Origin of the sequence: Bradyrhizobium lablabi (genome assembly GCF_018129385.1) — a bacterium.
In the GTDB taxonomy this organism is placed as follows: Bacteria; Pseudomonadota; Alphaproteobacteria; order Rhizobiales; family Xanthobacteraceae; genus Bradyrhizobium; species Bradyrhizobium lablabi_C.
In genome coordinates this window covers 388,457-404,948 of sequence record NZ_JAFCLN010000003.1, presented here as the reverse complement: position 1 = coordinate 404,948, position 16,492 = coordinate 388,457, and the positions used below count along the sequence as shown (strand labels likewise).

Below are 16,492 nucleotides of genomic sequence, written 5' to 3'. Positions count from 1 at the left end.
ACGGTATTCTGCCCGGTTTAGTCTGAATGCAGGATGACCGCCATTATTTTGACACCGGTCATTCAGCTTGCATTCGGGTTGGGGAACCCAATATCGGCTCAGTGGTTAGCTATCGCAGGCCTGCAGTCAGGCCGGCTTCCACGGAGGATAGCGAACATGTTCGCGCGAAAGGGTTTGTTTTCATCGATCGGCCGTACCACCGCGCTGGCGACGGTGGCGGCGCTGGCGCTGACGGCCGTAGAGCCGTCGCTGGCTGTCGCCGGGCCTGCGAAGAAGCAGGGACTGACGGCTGCCTCCGGCACGAGCGACGCCACCGATTTCAGCGCCCGCCGCCGGTACTATCGTGGCGGTGGTGGCGCTGCTGCCGCCGCGGCCTTCGCCGGCATCGTCGGCACCGGCATTGCGATCGCCGCGGCCAACAGCCGTCGGGACTACTACTACGACAATTACGGCTACTATGGCGGTGGTCCGGTCTATTACGGTGGCCCGGCCTATTATGGCGGCTATGGCGGCGGTCCGTACTACGGCGGCGGCTATTACCGTTCCGGAACGCCCTATTATCAGGGCCATCCGCTCGCAAGCTGGTAACCACAACTGCAAGTTACGATTCCGCCGGCCGATCTGGCCGGCGGAATTTTTCGTTGCCGCACCATATGTTAACGCGCTGTCGACCGCTTTGGACTAAGTTCGGGCTATGAGTGATTCGCTCGAGCGGCTGTATCAGGCTGTCATCGCGGCCAGGGATCTCGATCCGGCCACGTCGCGAACCGCACGGCTGTTTCAACGCGGCCCTTCCAAGATGGCCAAGAAGCTTGCCGAGGAAGCCATCGAGGTCGTGATCGACGCCGTCAATGGCGATGCTCCGGCCGTTGTCCGCGAGAGCGCCGACCTGCTCTACAATCTCACCGTGCTCTGGGCTGCGGCCGGCGTCCGCCCCGAGGATGTCTGGCGCGAGATGGAGCGGCGCGAGCGTCTGCTCGGGATCGCCGAGAAGCTGCCGAAAACGCCGGTCAAAATGCCGAAGATTCCGGCAACGCCCGAGGTGCGGCGGCGAATTGTCGCGCTGGAAGGCCGCCTGCGCAAAAGGCGCTGAAAAACACCCCCAAATCCTGCATTTCCCGGCATGGACATTTCCGCGCCATGATGGTTCATCGCGGCCATGCTGAAACGTATCTACGACTGGTGCATCGCCGCCGCCGACAAACCGTACGCTCTGTGGATCATGGCGGCGGTGTCGTTCGCGGAAAGCTCGTTCTTTCCGATCCCGCCCGACGTGATGCTGCTGCCGATGTCGCTGGCGCGGCCGAAGCGGGCATGGTTCTTCGCCGGGGTCTGCACCGTTGCTTCTGTTGCCGGCGGCGTCGTCGGCTATGCCATCGGCGCGCTGCTCTACGACTCGATCGGGCAGTGGCTGATGCACATCTACAATCTCACCGACAAGGTCGAGACCTTCCGCCAGTCCTATGCGGAGTGGGGCGCCGTCATCATCTTGCTGAAAGGATTGACGCCAATCCCCTACAAGCTCGTGACCATCACGTCAGGGTTTGCGGGCTACGATATCTGGCTGTTCATTCTGTGCTCGATCGTGGCGCGCGGCGGCCGTTTCTTCTTCCTGGCCGTCCTGCTCAACCGCTATGGCGATTTCATCCGCGTCCAGCTCGAGAAGAACCTTACGCTCTGGGTGGTGATCGGTGCCGTCGTCCTCGTGCTGGGATTCTACATCGCGGTGAAGCTGGTCTAGCACCATTGGCCTTTGCCGCGGCTTCGGCCAGGGGTTACGCTCGCCGCATGCTTGATGGAATGGACCAGCGACTCGGGATGCGCGCCGCCACCGCCGGCGCGGCATTGTCGATGCTGTTGATCGGCGCAACCGCCGGCTGGCCGCAAGCCGCGCCCCCATCGCTTGGCCTGCAATCTCCGCCGCAGCAGCCGGTGGCCCCCCAGCAAGCCGCACCGCCGCCTCCGTCGCCGCCGGCGCAGGAAGAGAATCCCGGCCTGTTCAACGAAATCGGCAAGCTCTGGGACAAGTTGCCCAGGATCAAGGGCCCGTCAGAGACGCTCGACGACATCAAGGGCGCGAGCGAAAGCCTGACCAACATGGCGAAGCCCTCGACCATGGTGAGCGGCCGCATGGCCTGCGTGGCGGGGCCCAATGGCGCGCCGGACTGCAAGGCCGGCGCCGACCGCCTGTGCCAGACCAAGGGCTACAAGGAAGGCAAGAGCCTCGACATCGACGCCGCGGAAAAATGTTCTCCGAAAGTGTTCATTCCGGGCAGGAAGCGCCAGCCGGGCGACTGCAAGACGGAAAATTACGTGATCAAGGCGTTGTGCCAGTAGATCACGCCGCGCCAGCGCCAAAACGCAATACTTGACACTGGAAAGATGGCGCTGTTGGTATGACGGCCGCCATCTCTTGGATCGCCGAAAGAAACGCAAGGCAAGAAAACGTAAGGATCATTCGCATGTCCATGCCTGCTCTGTTCAAGGGCCGTCTGTCGATACCCGTGATCGGGGCGCCGCTGTTCATCATCTCCGTGCCCGATCTGGTGATCGCCCAGTGCAAGGCGGGCGTGGTCGGATCGTTTCCGGCGCTCAACGCCCGCCCGGCGGCGTTGCTCGACGAATGGATCGCGCGGATCAAGGAAGAGCTGGCCGCGCATGACAAGGCGCACCCCGACCGCTTGTCGGCGCCGTTCGCGGTGAACCAGATCGTGCACAAGTCCAACAACCGGCTCGAGCAGGACCTTGCGGTCTGCGAGAAGCACAAGGTGCCGATGATGATCACCTCGCTCGGCGCGCGCGAGGAGTTGAACCAGGCCGCGCACCAGTGGGGCGGCATCGTCTTCCACGACGTGATCAACCAGAAATTCGCGCACAAGGCGATCGAGAAGGGCGCCGACGGGCTGATCCTGGTCGCCGCCGGCGCCGGCGGCCATGCCGGCGAGATTTCGCCCTTTGCCTTCGTGGCGGAGACGCGTGCGTGGTTCGACGGCCCGATCGCGCTGTCGGGCGCGATGGGCAACGGCCGCGCCATCCGTGCCGCGCGCATGCTGGGCGCTGATTTCGCCTATATCGGCTCGGCCTTCATCGCCACCGCGGAAGCCAATGCGGTCGAAGGCTACAAGCAGATGATCACGACCTCATCGGCCGAGGACATCGTCTATTCCAATTTGTTCACCGGCGTGCACGGCAATTACCTCAAGCCCTCGATCGTTGCGGCCGGCATGGACCCCGACAACCTGCCGACCTCCGATCCCTCCAAGATGAGCTTTGGCACGGATGCGTCAGGAGAACGCGCCAAGCCAAAAGCCTGGAAGGAAATCTGGGGCAGCGGCCAGGGCGTCGGCAGCGTCGGCAAGATCGTCCCCGCCGCAGAGCTGATCGCGCGCTTCAAAAAGGAATACGCCGAAGCCGTCGATCCCGCGCTTGCCTGAATTCGTGTCCCGGACGCGGTGCAGCGTGCAACGCTGCTCCGCAGAGCCGGAACCCATGCCAGCCACCATCCATGGACCCCGGATCAGCAGCGCACCGCTTCGCGCTGCGCAGCATCCGGGGAACGTCGCAAGAGAATCGACCAATGGACGCCATCTTCCGCGTCGACGGCAATCGCGTCACGACCAGCCCGCACGCCGCCGGTCCCTGGGACCCCGGGATGCAGCACGGCTCCGCGCCGGCTTCGCTGGTGGTGTGGGCGGCCGAGCGGATCGCAACGCCGGTGCCGATGCAGGTCGCGCGCGTCACCATCGACCTGATGCGCCCGGTGCCGGTGGCGCCGTTGACGCTGGAGACGGAAGTCCTGCGCGAGGGACGCAAGATCCAGCTCTGCGCGGTCCGGCTGCTCGCCGACGGCGTGCTGACCGTTGGCGCCACTGTGCTGAAGATCAAGTCGCAGGTCCATCAATTGCCGCCTGAAGCGGCCGAGCCCGCGCTCGAGCTGCCTGGCCCCGATCAATCGCGCATCGAGGACGCAGAGTTTTCCTCCAGCCCTTTCCTGACCGGCATGTCGCTGCGCGCCGCGCGCGGCAGCTTCGGCGTGCCCGGCCCCGGCGCGATCTGGTATCGCGCCGACCGGCCGCTGGTCGAAGGTTTTGCGATATCGCAGGCGATGCGCGCGGTGGTCGCCGCCGATTTCTGCAACGGCACCTCGGCCGTGCTGGATTTCCGGCAATGGACCTTTCTCAATGCCGATCTCACCGTCAGCATGGCGCGCCAGCCGGTCGGCGAATGGATCTTGCTCGACGCCGAATCCTGGATCGGGCCCGATGGCGCGGGGCTTGCGATGGCAAGGCTCGCCGACGTGAGAGGTTATTTCGGCCGCGCGATCCAGAGCCTCGTGATCGAAAAGCGCTGAAGCGCTTTCTTGCGACGTGGAGGCGGCCGCAGTTTTCCGGTGGGCTGACGCGCGTTTCGATTCGGAGCTATTGATGATCGGTGCGCGGCCCGCGCTTCCCCTGCCCGGCGGCTGCTCTGCGGTCCTAAACGGACATTTGGCGCAGGCTGCCGCTTCATGTGTAAGTATGGCTTCCCCATCCAGGGCAGCGGTTGAAACAAGCCGTCTTGGGGTGACGCCGCCTGACGCCGTGGGTTAATGGCATCAACCCGCAGTCTGCTGTAAGATACCTTCAGGCTTGTTCTCGCGCACGATCCGGTCGTCGAATAACCGGGAGGAGGCCATGCTGCATTTTGGACGTTGCCGCGCCAGACGAGGCCTTTCGTCAGCGCTCATTGGAGAAATAGCAGCTGTTATAGATAGCATGGAGGGCTTTGAAGAAGTTCGGAAGCTTGAGGATATGGAGTTCGAGGCCGAGGAGCATCTTGACGAACTCACCGCTTTCACATTGCCAAAGTTCTCCGTTTATGAATCCAATGCGGATCGACTCGACTTTTTCGACGCTGCGCTTCAGCGAAAGATCGCTTATTTTTTCACGCGTGCCGGTGGCCTTGCCGGGCACCTCCATGCGCTCGCATCGACGAAAAACGAATCGAGGGAGTTGTGCAAACAGCACGCTATTGACGCGCAAAAGGAAATCAACTGCCTTTCGGAATTGGCCGACGACTTGCTACGTGATCTGCGAAAGCTCGTGTCCAAAAAGCCGATGAAGACAATATCCAGAGCTTGATGGCGGTCGTTGGGTTTTGGGCAACCGTTCGTGCTGATCGGGTGCGCGTTTCTTACGCTCGGTAGGCAACGAGAACAGCACCGCAAGCGATCAGTATCACGCCAAGCCAATTCGGCAGCGAAAGCCGCTCGCCCAAGAAGAGTACCGCAAAAAGCGACACGAAGACGACGCTGAGCTTATCCACCGGAGCAACGCGCGCGGCATCTCCCAGCTTCAAAGCGCGGAAGTAGCAAATCCAAGAGGCGCCGGTCGCCGCGCCCGATAGGATGAGGAACAGCCACGTCTTCGCGGACACGCTGGACGGCCCCTGCCAGTTGCCGGAGGCGTAAGCGATCATTCCAGCCACCAACAAGATGACGACGGTGCGAATAAACGTTGCAAAGTCCGAATTGATGTTCTCGATACCGACCTTTGCAAAGATTGCAGTTAAAGCTGCGAATCCGGCAGAGAGCACCGCCCACGGTACCCAGGACAGAAAAAGATTCTTCATAGGGCTGCCCGAACAAGCTGCAGCGCCGTGATCAAGGCACCAACGGACAGCGCTACCGAAGCCATCATGTAGGCCCATGATGCCAACGTCTGTCCACGTTCAATCAAGTAGTAGGCGTCCAGAGAGAATGTGGAGAATGTCGTGAAGCCGCCACAAATGCCAACCGTCAGGAATATCCGCATTGCCTGCGACAAATCCCATTTGGCTGCGAAAAGGCCGACGAATGCACCAATCAGAAATGAGCCGGTCACATTAATCATGAGCGTGCCCCAAGGAAAGTCGGTTCCGAAGAGCCTTCCCGATCCGACGCCGACCAAATATCGCGCGACCGATCCGAGTGCGCCACCGGCGGCTACAGCAAGAATGAATTGAGGGGCCATTTACACATGCTCCTACCTGCGCTCTCGCGCTCAGTAGGAGTCATCAGCCAAAACGGCGGTTCTCGGGGGAACCCCATCCCCATCACTATGGGGTAGATAGGCGAACCAGTCTGTACCGACAAGGGCCCCAATTCGCGGGCGTCCCAGTTCGTCTATTGGTCATCGCGTCATTTCGCTGCCACGCAGCAACCGCGCTGCTTTAGTAGCAAAGCGGACATCAACTGACCGGATTCGATCAATGCCCGCGCCGGATCGCTCGATGACACAAACTGGCTAATCCCGGTCGCGCACATGTTCACGCGAAGCGCGCAGGGCTGGATCATGCCCGCTGCCGGCGCCGAGTGCCACGACACCACGCCGAAGGACTATCATGCGCCGGGCGCCAAATAGCGCGCGCTGTGGCCGGAATTCTTCCTGCCACGCTAGCGCATAAAACGCAGCTCGATCATTCCAGCTCGATCGGCTGATACGTGCCGGTCTCGTCCATCGCCGTGCCCCAGACCTTGTGCGACGCCTGATGTTCGGCGCGGCCAAAACTGAGCTGGGCACCGAGGCCGAGGTCGAAGTTGCGGGTATTTTCCAGCACGTCGATCAGCTTTTCGGTGTCGAACTGCGGTCCAGCCCGCTTGATGCCCTGGATCAGCACATTGGCCGCCACATAGCCCTCGAGCGAAACGTAGTCCGATGCCTCACCCGGGAAATACTTGGCGAGCGCGTTCTTGTATTCGAGCACGATCGACGAATAGCCGGAGACGGCCGGAACCACCTGGGTTACGATCACGCCGTTGGCGTAGCGCGGCCCGAGCAGTTTCAGTTCTTCCGCAAGCGCCGTGGAGCCGACGAACGACACGCTCGTGTAGATCAGGCCCGGGAATAGATCCTTCGTCTTTTCGATGAACTTCGCCGCGGCCCGGTAGCCCGGGACCATGACGATGGCCTTGATGTTCTTCTGAAGCTTGAGCTGGTTGATGGCGTCGTCGACGTCGACGGTATTACGCTGATAGTTGAGGCGAACGATGGTGTTGTCGTTGACGCCCATCGCGCGGAACGCTTTCGCCACGCCCTGGAATCCGGAATCGCCATACGAATCCTGCTGCGCGAACACCGCGATCTGCTGCGGCTTCAGCCGCCTGATTTTCACGAGATAGCGTACCGTTGCGTCGGTTTCCTCGGCATAGCTGGCCCGATAGTTGAAAACGTAGCGATCCGGGGGATCGCGGCGCAAAATGCCCGAGCCGGTGAATGCCCCGAAGAACAGCATTCTGCGCTCCAGTGCGAACGGCACGGCAACGGCGGCGGTCGGCGTGCCGACATTGCCGACAATGCCGAACACCTGGTCCTTTTCATAGAGCTGGCGCATCGCCTCGACGGTGCGCGTCGGCTCGTAGCCGTCATCGGCCGCAACCAGCCGGAGCATTCGGCCGTCGACGCCGCCGGCGTCGTTGATGCGGTTGAAGGCGGCATCGATTCCGAGCTTCATCTGGCGCCCGAGCTCCTTGTTGGGGCCGGAGAAGGGGGCTGCGATGCCGAAGCGGATTTCGCGGTCGGTCATGCCGCGCACCGGGGGCGCAGTGTTGACCTGTGCCGTCGGGGTGGTGGCCGCCACCGCCGCCGACGGTCCGATCATGCCCGACAAACTCGGTGCGGGCGCAGCGATCGAGCGTTCAAGTTCGGCGAGCTGCCGGTCGGTGCTCCTGCAATCGGCCCGTCCCGACGAGATGGCTGCGCGGCCGTCGGCGACGCTGCGGTCGAGCACCTGCGTGAGGTCGACGCGGATGGCTTCGTTGGGCGCGGTCTCGCGGATGACGGCCACGAACTTGTCGACAACCGTCTGGATGCGCGGGCGGGCGATGTCCGTGCACGCCAGCGCCGAGCCGATGATCGGTCCGACGCGCGTGGCGAGGTCGCGAACGACATCCACATTGCTGGGCGCCGCCGTGGCGGCGCTCGCGATCAGCGTGCCAAGCAGGATCATCGTCCAGCGCGGGCGATGCGTTATGCGCCGCAAGACCTCGAGGGTCCGGGCCTTGCCAACTCTGTGGTCGGACATCGTCAATCTCCTAGGCAATCAGGGTTGAGATGCCTGGTTCGGCGCGGGCTTGTGTTGCCATTGAACGAACTGGTTCAGCAACTGCTCGGACTGCTCGCGCGTTACAGGCTCTGAAGAAGGGGGGGTGGTGGCAAGAAGGGTCTGCAATTCGGAAGACGCCGGCGGCGCGCCGGCATTTTCCGGCGCCGGCTGCGAAGCCAGCGCGGTCTTGATCTGATCGATGACGGCGGAGGCGGACAGGTTGATGCCTTCTGGCGACCGCGACGCGGGGATCATCACCACGAAAAACAACGCTACCAGCGCTGATACGCCGACGGCGGCGGCGAAGCGGCCGGCAACGCCGAGGATGGCCATCCGACGCAACTCGCGCGTCAGCTCTTCCGGCTCCTCGATCACTTGCGGATCGAGCGGGTGGCGCAGCGCGTTGGACACGGCCTTTTCGAGCTGCGTATCGATGGGCTCCGGCGAAAGCGTCGGAGCTGCCTCGCGCTTTTCCCGCAACCAGCGCGGCGCGTAGGACAGGGGATCCTTGGGATCGAGATGGTCTTGCTCGCTAACGCTACTCATACGCCTACTCCTCACGGCTTTTCTGATTGTGGCAGGTTGTTCCGAAACGAGGATGACCAGGGCCGCAACCCGATGCGCCGTGTCGCGCACAATGCGCGGCCCGCCCAAAAAAGTTGCAAAGCTTGATCGGAAAGTTTGAATCCAAGTGGAGACAGAATCGGCAGCGTGCGGCACACCGCACCGGCCTGCGGGACGCATCCCGCAACCGCTCCGCTCCATCCCATCCCCATTGCCTCATCCCCTTCGGCAAGTGTCCGCAAGCTGCTTTGCGGAAGCGACCCCCGGCGCCCAAGCCGGCACGTCACCGGTACGTGATGGAACAGCGAACGGACATTATTAGGCCGAAAACATGTCCAAACCTCGTTGTGTTTTTGGCAAGGAACAACTTGTCCGCAAGCCGCGTAAGCCCTTGATGGCGCCAGCCAAGCCGCCCGGGACTGTGACGCGTCGATGACGCGCGGCCATCAGGTGAACAAAATCACTGACATGTTTGGTTAACGGCACCGCGTCTGATTCGCTCGCGACAGCCTGTGCACAGACGCGGCGAAACCGAACGAACGTTAATCATCCGTTAACCAAGTCCGTTGATTTTTAACTATTCGATAAGAAAGCGAGTCGAACATCATGCACGGCAGAGCGGACAGCAGGGCGGATGCCACCCGTCAACAGGTGCGGCTCCGCGGCCGCTCCTACGTCGCATACGTGTTCGCCCCGGTCGTGCCGATCGTGGAATGGCTCGCCGAGATCGACGCGACGCTGGCGTCTTCGCCGGGCTTCTTTGTCGGCAAGCCCGTCGTGCTCGATCTGTCCGGCGTCGATCTCAGCCAGGGCGCGATCGCCCATCTCGTCACCAGCCTCGAACAGCGCAACATCCGCGTCCTCGGCATCGAGGGCGTGGCGGCCGATCGCCTGACATCGAGCATGCCGCCGATGCTCACCGGCGGACGTCCCTGCGTGATCACGCGCACCGATACGCAGCCCAAGCGTGAGACAAAGCCGAAGTCCACCTCGCTTCTGCTCGACAGCCCGGTGCGCTCGGGCCAGTCGATCATCTTCCCCGACGGCGACGTCACCGTGCTGGGTTCGGTCGGATCCGGCGCCGAGATCGTCGCCGGCGGCTCGATCCACATCTACGGAACGCTGCGCGGACGGGCGATGGCCGGCGTCAACGGCAATTCGTCCGCGCGGATCTATTGCCAGAAGATCGAGGCGGAGCTGCTCGCCATCGATGGCTATTACCAGACGGCAGAAGAAATCGATGCCTCGCTTCGCAACCGCCCGGCCCAGGCCTGGCTCGAGGGCGGCGTCATGAAGATTACCCCGCTGAATTAACCGGCTAAGGAGATATTACGATGGCCAAGGTCCTGGTCGTGACGTCAGGCAAGGGTGGTGTTGGCAAAACCACGTCCACGGCGGCGCTCGGCGCCGCGCTCGCGCATTCCGGAGAAAGCGTGGTCGTCGTCGACTTTGATGTCGGCCTGCGCAACCTCGACCTCGTGATGGGCGCCGAACGACGCGTGGTGTTCGACCTGATCAATGTCGTGCAGGGCGTCGCAAAACTGCCGCAGGCGCTGATCCGCGACAAGCGGCTGGAGAGCCTGTGGCTGCTGCCGGCCTCGCAAACCCGCGACAAGGACGCGCTCACCGAAGAAGGTGTCGGCAAGGTTATCGGCGAACTGCGCGAAAAATTCGACTGGGTGTTGTGCGACAGCCCGGCCGGCATCGAGCGCGGCGCCACGCTCGCGATGCGCTATGCGGACGAGGCCGTGATCGTCACCAATCCCGAAGTTTCTTCCGTGCGCGACTCCGACCGCATCATCGGCATGCTGGATTCCAAGACCGTCAAGGCCGAGAAGGGCGAGCGGGTCGAAAAGCACGTGCTGATCACCCGTTACGATCCGGCGCGCGCAGCGCGCGGCGAGATGCTCGGCATCGACGATATCCTGGAAATCCTCGCCACGCCGCTGATCGGCATCATCCCGGAGAGCCAGGATGTGCTGCGCGCCTCCAATGTTGGCTCGCCCGTGACCCTCAACGACGCAAGCAGCGCGCCGGCCCGCGCCTATTTCGATGCGATGCGCCGCCTCAAGGGAGAGGAAGTCGAAATGACCGTCCCGGCCGTGCGCAAGGGCTTTATGAACCGGCTGCTCGGACGGAGGGCGGCATGAGCATGAACCTGCTGCGGCTGTTCCGCAGCCGCCCTGCTGACGCGCCCGCGACCGCACCGGTCGCACGGGAGCGGCTGCAGATCCTGCTGGCACATGAGCGCGGCCTGCTCGGCCAGCCGGACCTCCTCGTCACGCTTCGCGAGGAGATCCTTGCCGTGGTGTCGCGCCACGTCCAGCTCGACCCGGACAAGGTCACGGTCAAGCTCGACCGTGGCAAGAACGTCTCGACGCTGGAGGTCGACATCGAGGTGCCCAACGGCTTCGAGTGGAACGTCCGCGGCGGCAAGCGGGCGGCGGGCTAGGCGGATTTCGTCCGCTAGGCAATCGGCCAGCGTTAAGGAACAAGAACGCGGACATCGATGGATGTCCGCGTTGGATTGCGGAAAGATGATCACGAAGGCGCGATTACCTCGATCGTTTCACAATTCAGTAAGTTGGTTCCAACCACCCCGCCTGCTTCGATAGCGGGTGTCGGCAAATGCCAAAACAAAGCCGTTACGTCGGCAAATTTCCGACACATGATGGCGGAGAACGGCACCCTTCGACGTGACGCGCACGCGCAATTCCGCTTCCGGCTTGCGCGCAACACATTCGAAGGGGTCTTCGTGCCGCAAAAAACCCTCTCCGCGATCCTGCTCGCCTTTGCGCTCCTCACCATGCCGGCCTTCGCCCAGGGCGGCGCGCCGCCGGCCCATGATGCGCCTGCGCCTGCCGCGAACAAGCCCGACGTGCTGACGCCGGATCAGGCGCGGCGCGCCCTCGACACGCTCCAGGACGACCAGAAGCGCGCGCAGGTCATCGAGACGCTGCGGGCGATTGCCGGCGCTTCGCCGCAGGCGGCGCCGCCAGCGCCGGAAAAGCAGTCCGCGATCCCGCTCACCGCAGACAGCCTCGGTGCGCAACTGCTGGAAACGGTTTCCGACCAGATCGGCGAGATTTCGCGCCAGATCGCCGATGTCGCGCGCTCGCTCACGCGCTACAAGGCGTTCTACTGGTGGTTCGTTCGCACCGCCAACGATCCCAACGCCTACGGCCTGTTGCTCGACATCGCCTGGAAATTGGCGCTGGTGTTCTGCTGCGCCTTCGCTGCCGAATGGCTGGTGTTCCGCCTGATCAAGCGGCCGGTGGCGCTGCTCGAAGCGCGCATTCCGCAGGCCGCAAGTGCGCCGCTTCCGATCGCCGATCCGCCGTCGTCAGCTGCCGATCTGGTGGCGCCCGCGCCGCAGCGGCGCCGTCTCAGCCTGGCGCGCGCGTGGCAGTCAGTGCTCCGGTTGCCGTTCGTGCTCGCACGCCTGCTGCTCGAATTGCTGCCCGTGGCCGTGTTCGTCGGCATGGCCGCCATGCTGGTCGGCACCGAGATCGGCGCCATGCCGACCGTGCGGCTCGTGATCCTTGCTGTGGTGAACGCCTATGCGCTGTCGCGCGCCTTGATCTGCGCCGTGCGGGCGCTGGTTGGGCCATTCGGGCTGCTGCGCGTGCCCGCCGAAACCGCCGCCTATATCGAGATCTGGGCCCGGCGCATCGTCGCCGTCGCCGTTTCGGGCATCGCGTTCGCAAACGTGGCGCTGCTGCTCGGCCTGCATCGCGGCGGCTATGCCGGGCTGTTGCGGTTGGTGATGCTGGTCGTGCATCTCTTCATCGTCGTTATCATCCTGCAATGCCGTAAGCCGGTGGCCGATCTTATCCGCGCCCCCGATGGCCGCGAAGGCGTTGCGGCGAGGGCGCGCAACGGTCTCGCGGCGGTGTGGCATTATCTCGCCATCACGCTCGATATCGCGCTCTGGGCCGTCTGGGCGCTCAATATCCGCAACGGCTATTCACTGATGCTGCAATATTTCGTCGGCACCGTGGCCGTCGTCCTGATCGCGCGCCTTGCCACCATCGTGGTGTTGAGCCTGATCGACCGCGGCTTCTCGATCCGCCCCGAGATTTTGCAACGCTTCCCCGGGCTGGAGACCCGCGCCAACCGCTATCTGCCGCTGCTGCGCAGGATCGTCGCATCGATCATCGGCTTCATCGGCTTCGTGGCGGTGCTCGAGGTCTGGGGCGTCGACGCCGTTGTCTGGTTCTATGGCGGCCAGATCGGCAGCCGCCTGTTGTCCGCGCTCGCCACCGTTGCGATTGCCGCACTGGTTGCCGCCGCAATCTGGGAGATCAGCAACGCGCTGATGGATCGCCAGATCAACGCACTGTCGCGCGACGGGCATTATGCGCGCGCTGCGCGGCTGCGCACGTTCCAGCCCATGCTCCGCACGGCGCTGCTGTGCCTGATCGTCGCCGTGGTCGGCCTAACCGCGCTCAGTGAGATCGGCGTCAATGTCGCGCCGTTGCTGGCCGGCGCCGGCATCGTCGGCATCGCGATCGGCTTCGGTTCGCAGAAGCTGGTGCAGGACCTGATCACCGGACTGTTCCTGCTGCTCGAGAACGGCGTCCAGGTCGGCGACAATGTCAGCGTCGCGGGCCTGACGGGCACGGTCGAGAACGTGTCGATCCGCACCATTCGCCTGCGCGCCGGCGACGGCTCGGTGCACATCATTCCCTTCAGCGCGGTGACGACCGTCACCAATGCGAGCCGAGGCGCCGGCAATGCCGCCGTCAGCGTCAGTATCGCCTACAAGGAAGACACCGACCGCGCCGGCCAGATCCTCAAGGACATCGTCGCGGAGATGCGCAAGGAAGCGGAGTACCGGATGTCGATCCGCGGCGATCTCGAACTGTGGGGCGTCGACAAGGTCGATGGCGCCATGGCGACGATCGTCGGCCAGATCCGCTGCACCGACAACGGGCGCTGGCCGGTGCAGCGCGAATTCAACCGCCGCATGAAGCGGCGCTTTCAGGAATGCGGCATCGAGATCGCTTCCGCCGGCCAGACCATTCTGATGCACGTTCCGGCGCCGGCGGTGGCCGATGGCACATCGAACGAGATGCCGCGCCGGGCGGCGGGCTGACGCCGCCGGCGCAGGGCGTCCGATCAATCAATGAACGTGGTGAGCTGCGCACCCTCGTCGGCGACGAAAACGGCGATCATCTCCGCCATCTCGGTGGTGCTGGCATTGGCCGAAACGAGGTGGACGGCGCCCGGCGGCTCGAAGAACGACTGCCCCACGGCGAAGGTTTCGACCGGGCCGCCGGCAAGCTGGGAACGTACCTGGCCCTTGGTGATATAGGCGGTTACCGAGCCCGCGTGACGATGCGGCCGGGTGAAGCCGCCCGGTCCGTACGTCACCCGCACGATGGTCACGCGCTTGCCCGCTACGTTCGGCAAGGCGTGAGACGAAATCAGCTCGACCTTGTCGAGCGGCGAACCCGCCGCACGGCTGTCGGAACAAAGCGTGTCGGTAACGGCGATGGCCGCGTTGACCGTCAACGGCAATGTCCTGGCGATGGCCAGCGCGCACATCAGTCCGGCGGCGGCAGCCAGCGCGAGCTGACGCCAGTCGTGGTTCAGCGCGGGACTTCTTCCCAATGCGATGTTCATCGATACCTCCTGTTGTGCGGGGCTTTACGCCTGGTTTGACGTGGCAGGGTTGAAAACAGAAAGCGGCGCAGGATCGCGGCTTGGCGGTGGCGGGATTTTTCCGTCGATATCGGTGAACCCGTATTCAAGGGCGAGCTCGGAGGCCAGCAGGATCTGGCCCGTCTTGTTCATGACGTCAGGGTCGGCGGCGAGCGCGGCAACGGCGCGTCCGGCGAACTGGGGCGTTTCGCCTCGCTCGGCGATCAGTTTTGCCAGCGCCGGCGGCACGCGATCGGGCTGCGCCGCGAGCTTTTCGCTTCTGATGTATCCCGGCCAGATCGAAACCGCGGCGATGCCGTATCCCCGCAATTCGTGCGCCATGTCGCGCGCCATTCTGTCGACGCCGGCCTTTTGCACGCCAAAGGCAACGTTGAAGGTGTAGCGGATGCCGCCGCCCGAAGAGGTGTTGACGATCAGCCCTCGTCCCTGCGGCAGCATGAGCGGAACCGCCAGCCGGCTTGCGACGAGATGCGAACGCAGGCCGACCCGCTGCATCGTATCCCAGAGCGACATCGGTATCTGCCAGAACGGCACATTGACCGGCATGACGTGCGGCGCTGCAAACACATTGTTCACGAGCACATCGAGATGGCCGTACTCCCGCTTTATCCGTTCGAACACGGACTGCACCGAATCGTCATCGGAATGGTCGCACAATAGACCCGCGCCGTTGCCGCCGGCCTCATTGATGGCGTTGACGGTTTCCTCGAGCGATCCGGGCCACTCCGAGTCGCCGCCGCCACGCGTCCTGCCGGTGACGATGACGGTAGCGCCGGCTTCGGCGAGGCCAATGGCAACGCCCTTGCCGACGCCGCGACTGCCGCCCGTCACCAGCGCGACGCAATTCTTCAAGCTCCCGCCCGTCATCGCAAACCACCCCCGCATTGCCGGCATTGACAAGATATCTTCCTAGGAAGATAATATGACAAAAGTCGCGAACGTCAATCGAGGGAATGCGTCATGGTCTCCAGGGAAGAAAACGAATTGCTGTGCCGCGTCACCGGCGACGCGCCGATGGGGCGCATGCTCCGGCAGCATTATTGGTTGCCCGCCATCCTGTCGGTGCGCGTTCGAAAGGGAGAGGCGCCGGTTCGGGTCAAACTGTTCGGCCGCAATTTCGTGGCGTTCAGGGGAGGCGGCGGTCAGGTCGGCTTTCTCGATGAAGCCTGTCCCCACAGGGGCGCCTCGCTCGCTTTGGGCCGCGTCGACGATTGCGCGGTCACCTGCCTGTTTCACGGCTGGCGGATCAGCGCCCGCGGCGAGGTGCTGGACGTGCCGAACGAGCCGAACAACCCAAAGGAATTCATGAAGACCGTGAAGGTCAAATCCTATCCGACGCGCGAAGGAGCCGGCCTGATCTGGGTCTGGCTCGGCGAGGGAGTAGCTCCGCCGCCGCCCGACTTCGAATGGATGGATCTGCCGCCCGAGCAGGTCTACACGGCCGGGATCGAGCTGAACGCGAACTGGCTGCAAGGCGTCGAAGCCACCATCGACTCCTCGCATATTGCGCTGCTGCACCAGAGCTGGACGGCGGCGTCGGCATCGGATTTCGGGGCGACGCGGCAGAACACGGCGGTCGGTTACGAATTCGAGAAGAAGCCGTACGGTTTTCGCGCGGCGGCGCTGCGCGAGATCGGCGATGGCTCCCGCCTTGCCCGCGTCACCGAATTCGTCATGCCCTATTACGGGCTGATCCCGCCGGTGTTCGGCACCGGGGCGATGCAGGACCGCACCGCCATCATCGCGGTGCCGATCGACGATGAAAACCTGATCCAATGGTACATCTATTACAATCCTGAGCGTCCCTGCGACTCGTTCCGCCGGGTGCAGCGCGCCAATCAATGGCCGATGTCCGGCGGCCTGCCGGGCGACCGCAGCAACAACTGGGGGCAGAACCGCGAGATCATGACGGCCGGCAACGCCACCGGCTTTCACGACATCCCCACGGAAGACTTTGTGGTGATGGTAAGCATGGGGCCGATCGTCGATCGCACCCAGGAATATCTCTGCTCGGCCGATCAGGCGATCATCCGCGTCCGCCGCGAGCTGCTCGACGAAGTCAGCCGCTTCATGAAAGGACAGCCGCCGAAGAGCGGCCAGGGCGAGGCGATGTCCTACAAGAGCATCCGCGCCGTCGGCGGCAAGCTGGCTTCGTCCGCCGTTGATTGGCGGACGCTAGCGGCCTGAGGCACGCAAGAAC

General features: G+C 63.7%; 18 protein-coding genes and 1 riboswitch. Of the genes, 12 read left to right on the top strand and 6 right to left on the bottom strand.

Translation table 11 applies throughout. The features are described 5' to 3' along the window. Window positions 1–156: 156 nt before the first annotated feature. The 7 genes from JQ628_RS08635 (at window position 157) to JQ628_RS08605 (ending at window position 5,120) form a co-directional block, all read left to right on the top strand. Window positions 157–588, top strand: a complete 432-nt coding sequence (locus JQ628_RS08635) for a hypothetical protein (protein WP_212221872.1) — start codon at window positions 157–159, stop codon at window positions 586–588. A gap of 106 nt (window positions 589–694) precedes the next feature. After that, window positions 695–1,093, top strand: coding sequence for a phosphoribosyl-ATP diphosphatase (gene hisE, locus JQ628_RS08630; RefSeq protein WP_212221870.1), 399 nt, complete (start codon window positions 695–697; stop codon window positions 1,091–1,093). Between the two features lie 66 nt (window positions 1,094–1,159). Further along, the gene (locus JQ628_RS08625; protein ID WP_212221868.1) at window positions 1,160–1,741 is read left to right on the top strand and encodes a YqaA family protein; all 582 of its coding nucleotides are present in this window, start codon (window positions 1,160–1,162) and stop codon (window positions 1,739–1,741) included. A 59-nt stretch (window positions 1,742–1,800) separates the two neighbouring features. Then, complete coding sequence (locus JQ628_RS08620; protein ID WP_249127622.1) at window positions 1,801–2,337, top strand: hypothetical protein; 537 nt, start codon at window positions 1,801–1,803, stop codon at window positions 2,335–2,337. Between the two features lie 125 nt (window positions 2,338–2,462). Beyond that, window positions 2,463–3,434, top strand: a complete 972-nt coding sequence (locus JQ628_RS08615; protein ID WP_212221866.1) for an NAD(P)H-dependent flavin oxidoreductase — start codon at window positions 2,463–2,465, stop codon at window positions 3,432–3,434. Between the two features lie 143 nt (window positions 3,435–3,577). After that, a complete protein-coding gene (locus JQ628_RS08610) occupies window positions 3,578–4,351 on the top strand; it encodes a thioesterase family protein (protein ID WP_212221865.1) in 774 nt (257 codons plus the stop codon). A 322-nt stretch (window positions 4,352–4,673) separates the two neighbouring features. Further along, complete coding sequence (locus JQ628_RS08605; protein WP_212221863.1) at window positions 4,674–5,120, top strand: hypothetical protein; 447 nt, start codon at window positions 4,674–4,676, stop codon at window positions 5,118–5,120. A 52-nt stretch (window positions 5,121–5,172) separates the two neighbouring features. Here the strand turns inward: JQ628_RS08605 and JQ628_RS08600 are convergent, their stop codons facing one another. The 4 genes from JQ628_RS08600 to JQ628_RS08585 all read right to left on the bottom strand — a co-directional run bounded on the left by JQ628_RS08600 (window position 5,173) and on the right by JQ628_RS08585 (window position 8,805). Then, on the bottom strand, window positions 5,173–5,610 hold the full coding sequence (locus tag JQ628_RS08600; protein WP_212221861.1) for an EamA family transporter: 438 nt from the start codon (window positions 5,608–5,610) through the stop codon (window positions 5,173–5,175). Continuing rightward, window positions 5,607–5,990 carry a fluoride efflux transporter CrcB gene (gene crcB, locus JQ628_RS08595; protein WP_212221859.1) on the bottom strand — a complete coding sequence of 128 codons (384 nt, stop codon included), beginning with the start codon at window positions 5,988–5,990 and terminating at the stop codon, window positions 5,607–5,609. The genes JQ628_RS08600 and crcB overlap by 4 nt, the downstream gene beginning before the upstream one ends. A gap of 27 nt (window positions 5,991–6,017) precedes the next feature. Continuing rightward, window positions 6,018–6,080: riboswitch (Fluoride riboswitch) on the bottom strand. Between the two features lie 355 nt (window positions 6,081–6,435). Further along, on the bottom strand, window positions 6,436–7,965 hold the full coding sequence (locus JQ628_RS08590; protein WP_212222236.1) for an ABC transporter substrate-binding protein: 1,530 nt from the start codon (window positions 7,963–7,965) through the stop codon (window positions 6,436–6,438). Window positions 7,966–8,058: 93 nt separating this feature from the next. Then, the gene (locus tag JQ628_RS08585) at window positions 8,059–8,805 is read right to left on the bottom strand and encodes a hypothetical protein (protein WP_249127620.1); all 747 of its coding nucleotides are present in this window, start codon (window positions 8,803–8,805) and stop codon (window positions 8,059–8,061) included. A gap of 426 nt (window positions 8,806–9,231) precedes the next feature. Here JQ628_RS08585 and minC point away from each other — a divergent pair, with 426 nt between their 5' ends. The 4 genes from minC (at window position 9,232) to JQ628_RS08565 (ending at window position 13,723) form a co-directional block, all read left to right on the top strand. Further along, on the top strand, window positions 9,232–9,939 hold the full coding sequence (gene minC, locus JQ628_RS08580; RefSeq protein WP_212221857.1) for a septum site-determining protein MinC: 708 nt from the start codon (window positions 9,232–9,234) through the stop codon (window positions 9,937–9,939). Between the two features lie 20 nt (window positions 9,940–9,959). Next, window positions 9,960–10,775: a septum site-determining protein MinD gene (gene minD / locus JQ628_RS08575; RefSeq protein ID WP_212221855.1), complete on the top strand. Its 816-nt coding sequence runs from the start codon at window positions 9,960–9,962 to the stop codon at window positions 10,773–10,775. After that, window positions 10,772–11,077 (top strand): cell division topological specificity factor MinE, encoded by a 306-nt coding sequence (gene minE, locus JQ628_RS08570; RefSeq protein ID WP_212221853.1) that lies wholly within the window; start codon window positions 10,772–10,774, stop codon window positions 11,075–11,077. The genes minD and minE overlap by 4 nt, the downstream gene beginning before the upstream one ends. A gap of 354 nt (window positions 11,078–11,431) precedes the next feature. Continuing rightward, window positions 11,432–13,723 carry a mechanosensitive ion channel domain-containing protein gene (locus JQ628_RS08565; RefSeq protein WP_212222232.1) on the top strand — a complete coding sequence of 764 codons (2,292 nt, stop codon included), beginning with the start codon at window positions 11,432–11,434 and terminating at the stop codon, window positions 13,721–13,723. Between the two features lie 23 nt (window positions 13,724–13,746). Here JQ628_RS08565 and JQ628_RS08560 read toward each other — a convergent pair whose 3' ends face one another. Together JQ628_RS08560 and JQ628_RS08555 are read right to left on the bottom strand one after the other, a co-directional pair. Beyond that, on the bottom strand, window positions 13,747–14,253 hold the full coding sequence (locus JQ628_RS08560; protein WP_212221851.1) for a cupin domain-containing protein: 507 nt from the start codon (window positions 14,251–14,253) through the stop codon (window positions 13,747–13,749). 24 nt (window positions 14,254–14,277) lie between these two features. Further along, window positions 14,278–15,159 carry an SDR family NAD(P)-dependent oxidoreductase gene (locus JQ628_RS08555; RefSeq protein WP_212221849.1) on the bottom strand — a complete coding sequence of 294 codons (882 nt, stop codon included), beginning with the start codon at window positions 15,157–15,159 and terminating at the stop codon, window positions 14,278–14,280. 93 nt (window positions 15,160–15,252) lie between these two features. Here JQ628_RS08555 and JQ628_RS08550 point away from each other — a divergent pair, with 93 nt between their 5' ends. Next, a complete protein-coding gene (locus tag JQ628_RS08550; RefSeq protein WP_212221847.1) occupies window positions 15,253–16,479 on the top strand; it encodes a Rieske 2Fe-2S domain-containing protein in 1,227 nt (408 codons plus the stop codon). Window positions 16,480–16,492 lie beyond the last annotated feature (13 nt).

Bases quoted from the DNA above. Each gene is read 5' to 3' on its own strand.
- JQ628_RS08560 (WP_212221851.1), bottom strand. From the start codon at position 14,253: ATGAACATCGCATTGGGAAGAAGTCCCGCGCTGAACCACGACTGGCGT.
- JQ628_RS08550 (WP_212221847.1), top strand. From the start codon at position 15,253: ATGGTCTCCAGGGAAGAAAACGAATTGCTGTGCCGCGTCACCGGCGAC.
- minC (WP_212221857.1), top strand. From the start codon at position 9,232: ATGCACGGCAGAGCGGACAGCAGGGCGGATGCCACCCGTCAACAGGTG.
- minD (WP_212221855.1), top strand. From the start codon at position 9,960: ATGGCCAAGGTCCTGGTCGTGACGTCAGGCAAGGGTGGTGTTGGCAAA.
- JQ628_RS08600 (WP_212221861.1), bottom strand. From the start codon at position 5,610: ATGAAGAATCTTTTTCTGTCCTGGGTACCGTGGGCGGTGCTCTCTGCC.
- crcB (WP_212221859.1), bottom strand. From the start codon at position 5,990: ATGGCCCCTCAATTCATTCTTGCTGTAGCCGCCGGTGGCGCACTCGGA.
- JQ628_RS08590 (WP_212222236.1), bottom strand. From the start codon at position 7,965: ATGATCCTGCTTGGCACGCTGATCGCGAGCGCCGCCACGGCGGCGCCC.
- JQ628_RS08610 (WP_212221865.1), top strand. From the start codon at position 3,578: ATGGACGCCATCTTCCGCGTCGACGGCAATCGCGTCACGACCAGCCCG.
- JQ628_RS08620 (WP_249127622.1), top strand. From the start codon at position 1,801: ATGGACCAGCGACTCGGGATGCGCGCCGCCACCGCCGGCGCGGCATTG.
- JQ628_RS08625 (WP_212221868.1), top strand. From the start codon at position 1,160: ATGCTGAAACGTATCTACGACTGGTGCATCGCCGCCGCCGACAAACCG.
- JQ628_RS08585 (WP_249127620.1), bottom strand. From the start codon at position 8,805: ATGCGTCCCGCAGGCCGGTGCGGTGTGCCGCACGCTGCCGATTCTGTC.
- JQ628_RS08555 (WP_212221849.1), bottom strand. From the start codon at position 15,159: ATGACGGGCGGGAGCTTGAAGAATTGCGTCGCGCTGGTGACGGGCGGC.
- JQ628_RS08605 (WP_212221863.1), top strand. From the start codon at position 4,674: ATGCTGCATTTTGGACGTTGCCGCGCCAGACGAGGCCTTTCGTCAGCG.
- JQ628_RS08635 (WP_212221872.1), top strand. From the start codon at position 157: ATGTTCGCGCGAAAGGGTTTGTTTTCATCGATCGGCCGTACCACCGCG.
- JQ628_RS08565 (WP_212222232.1), top strand. From the start codon at position 11,432: ATGCCGGCCTTCGCCCAGGGCGGCGCGCCGCCGGCCCATGATGCGCCT.
- hisE (WP_212221870.1), top strand. From the start codon at position 695: ATGAGTGATTCGCTCGAGCGGCTGTATCAGGCTGTCATCGCGGCCAGG.
- minE (WP_212221853.1), top strand. From the start codon at position 10,772: ATGAGCATGAACCTGCTGCGGCTGTTCCGCAGCCGCCCTGCTGACGCG.
- JQ628_RS08615 (WP_212221866.1), top strand. From the start codon at position 2,463: ATGTCCATGCCTGCTCTGTTCAAGGGCCGTCTGTCGATACCCGTGATC.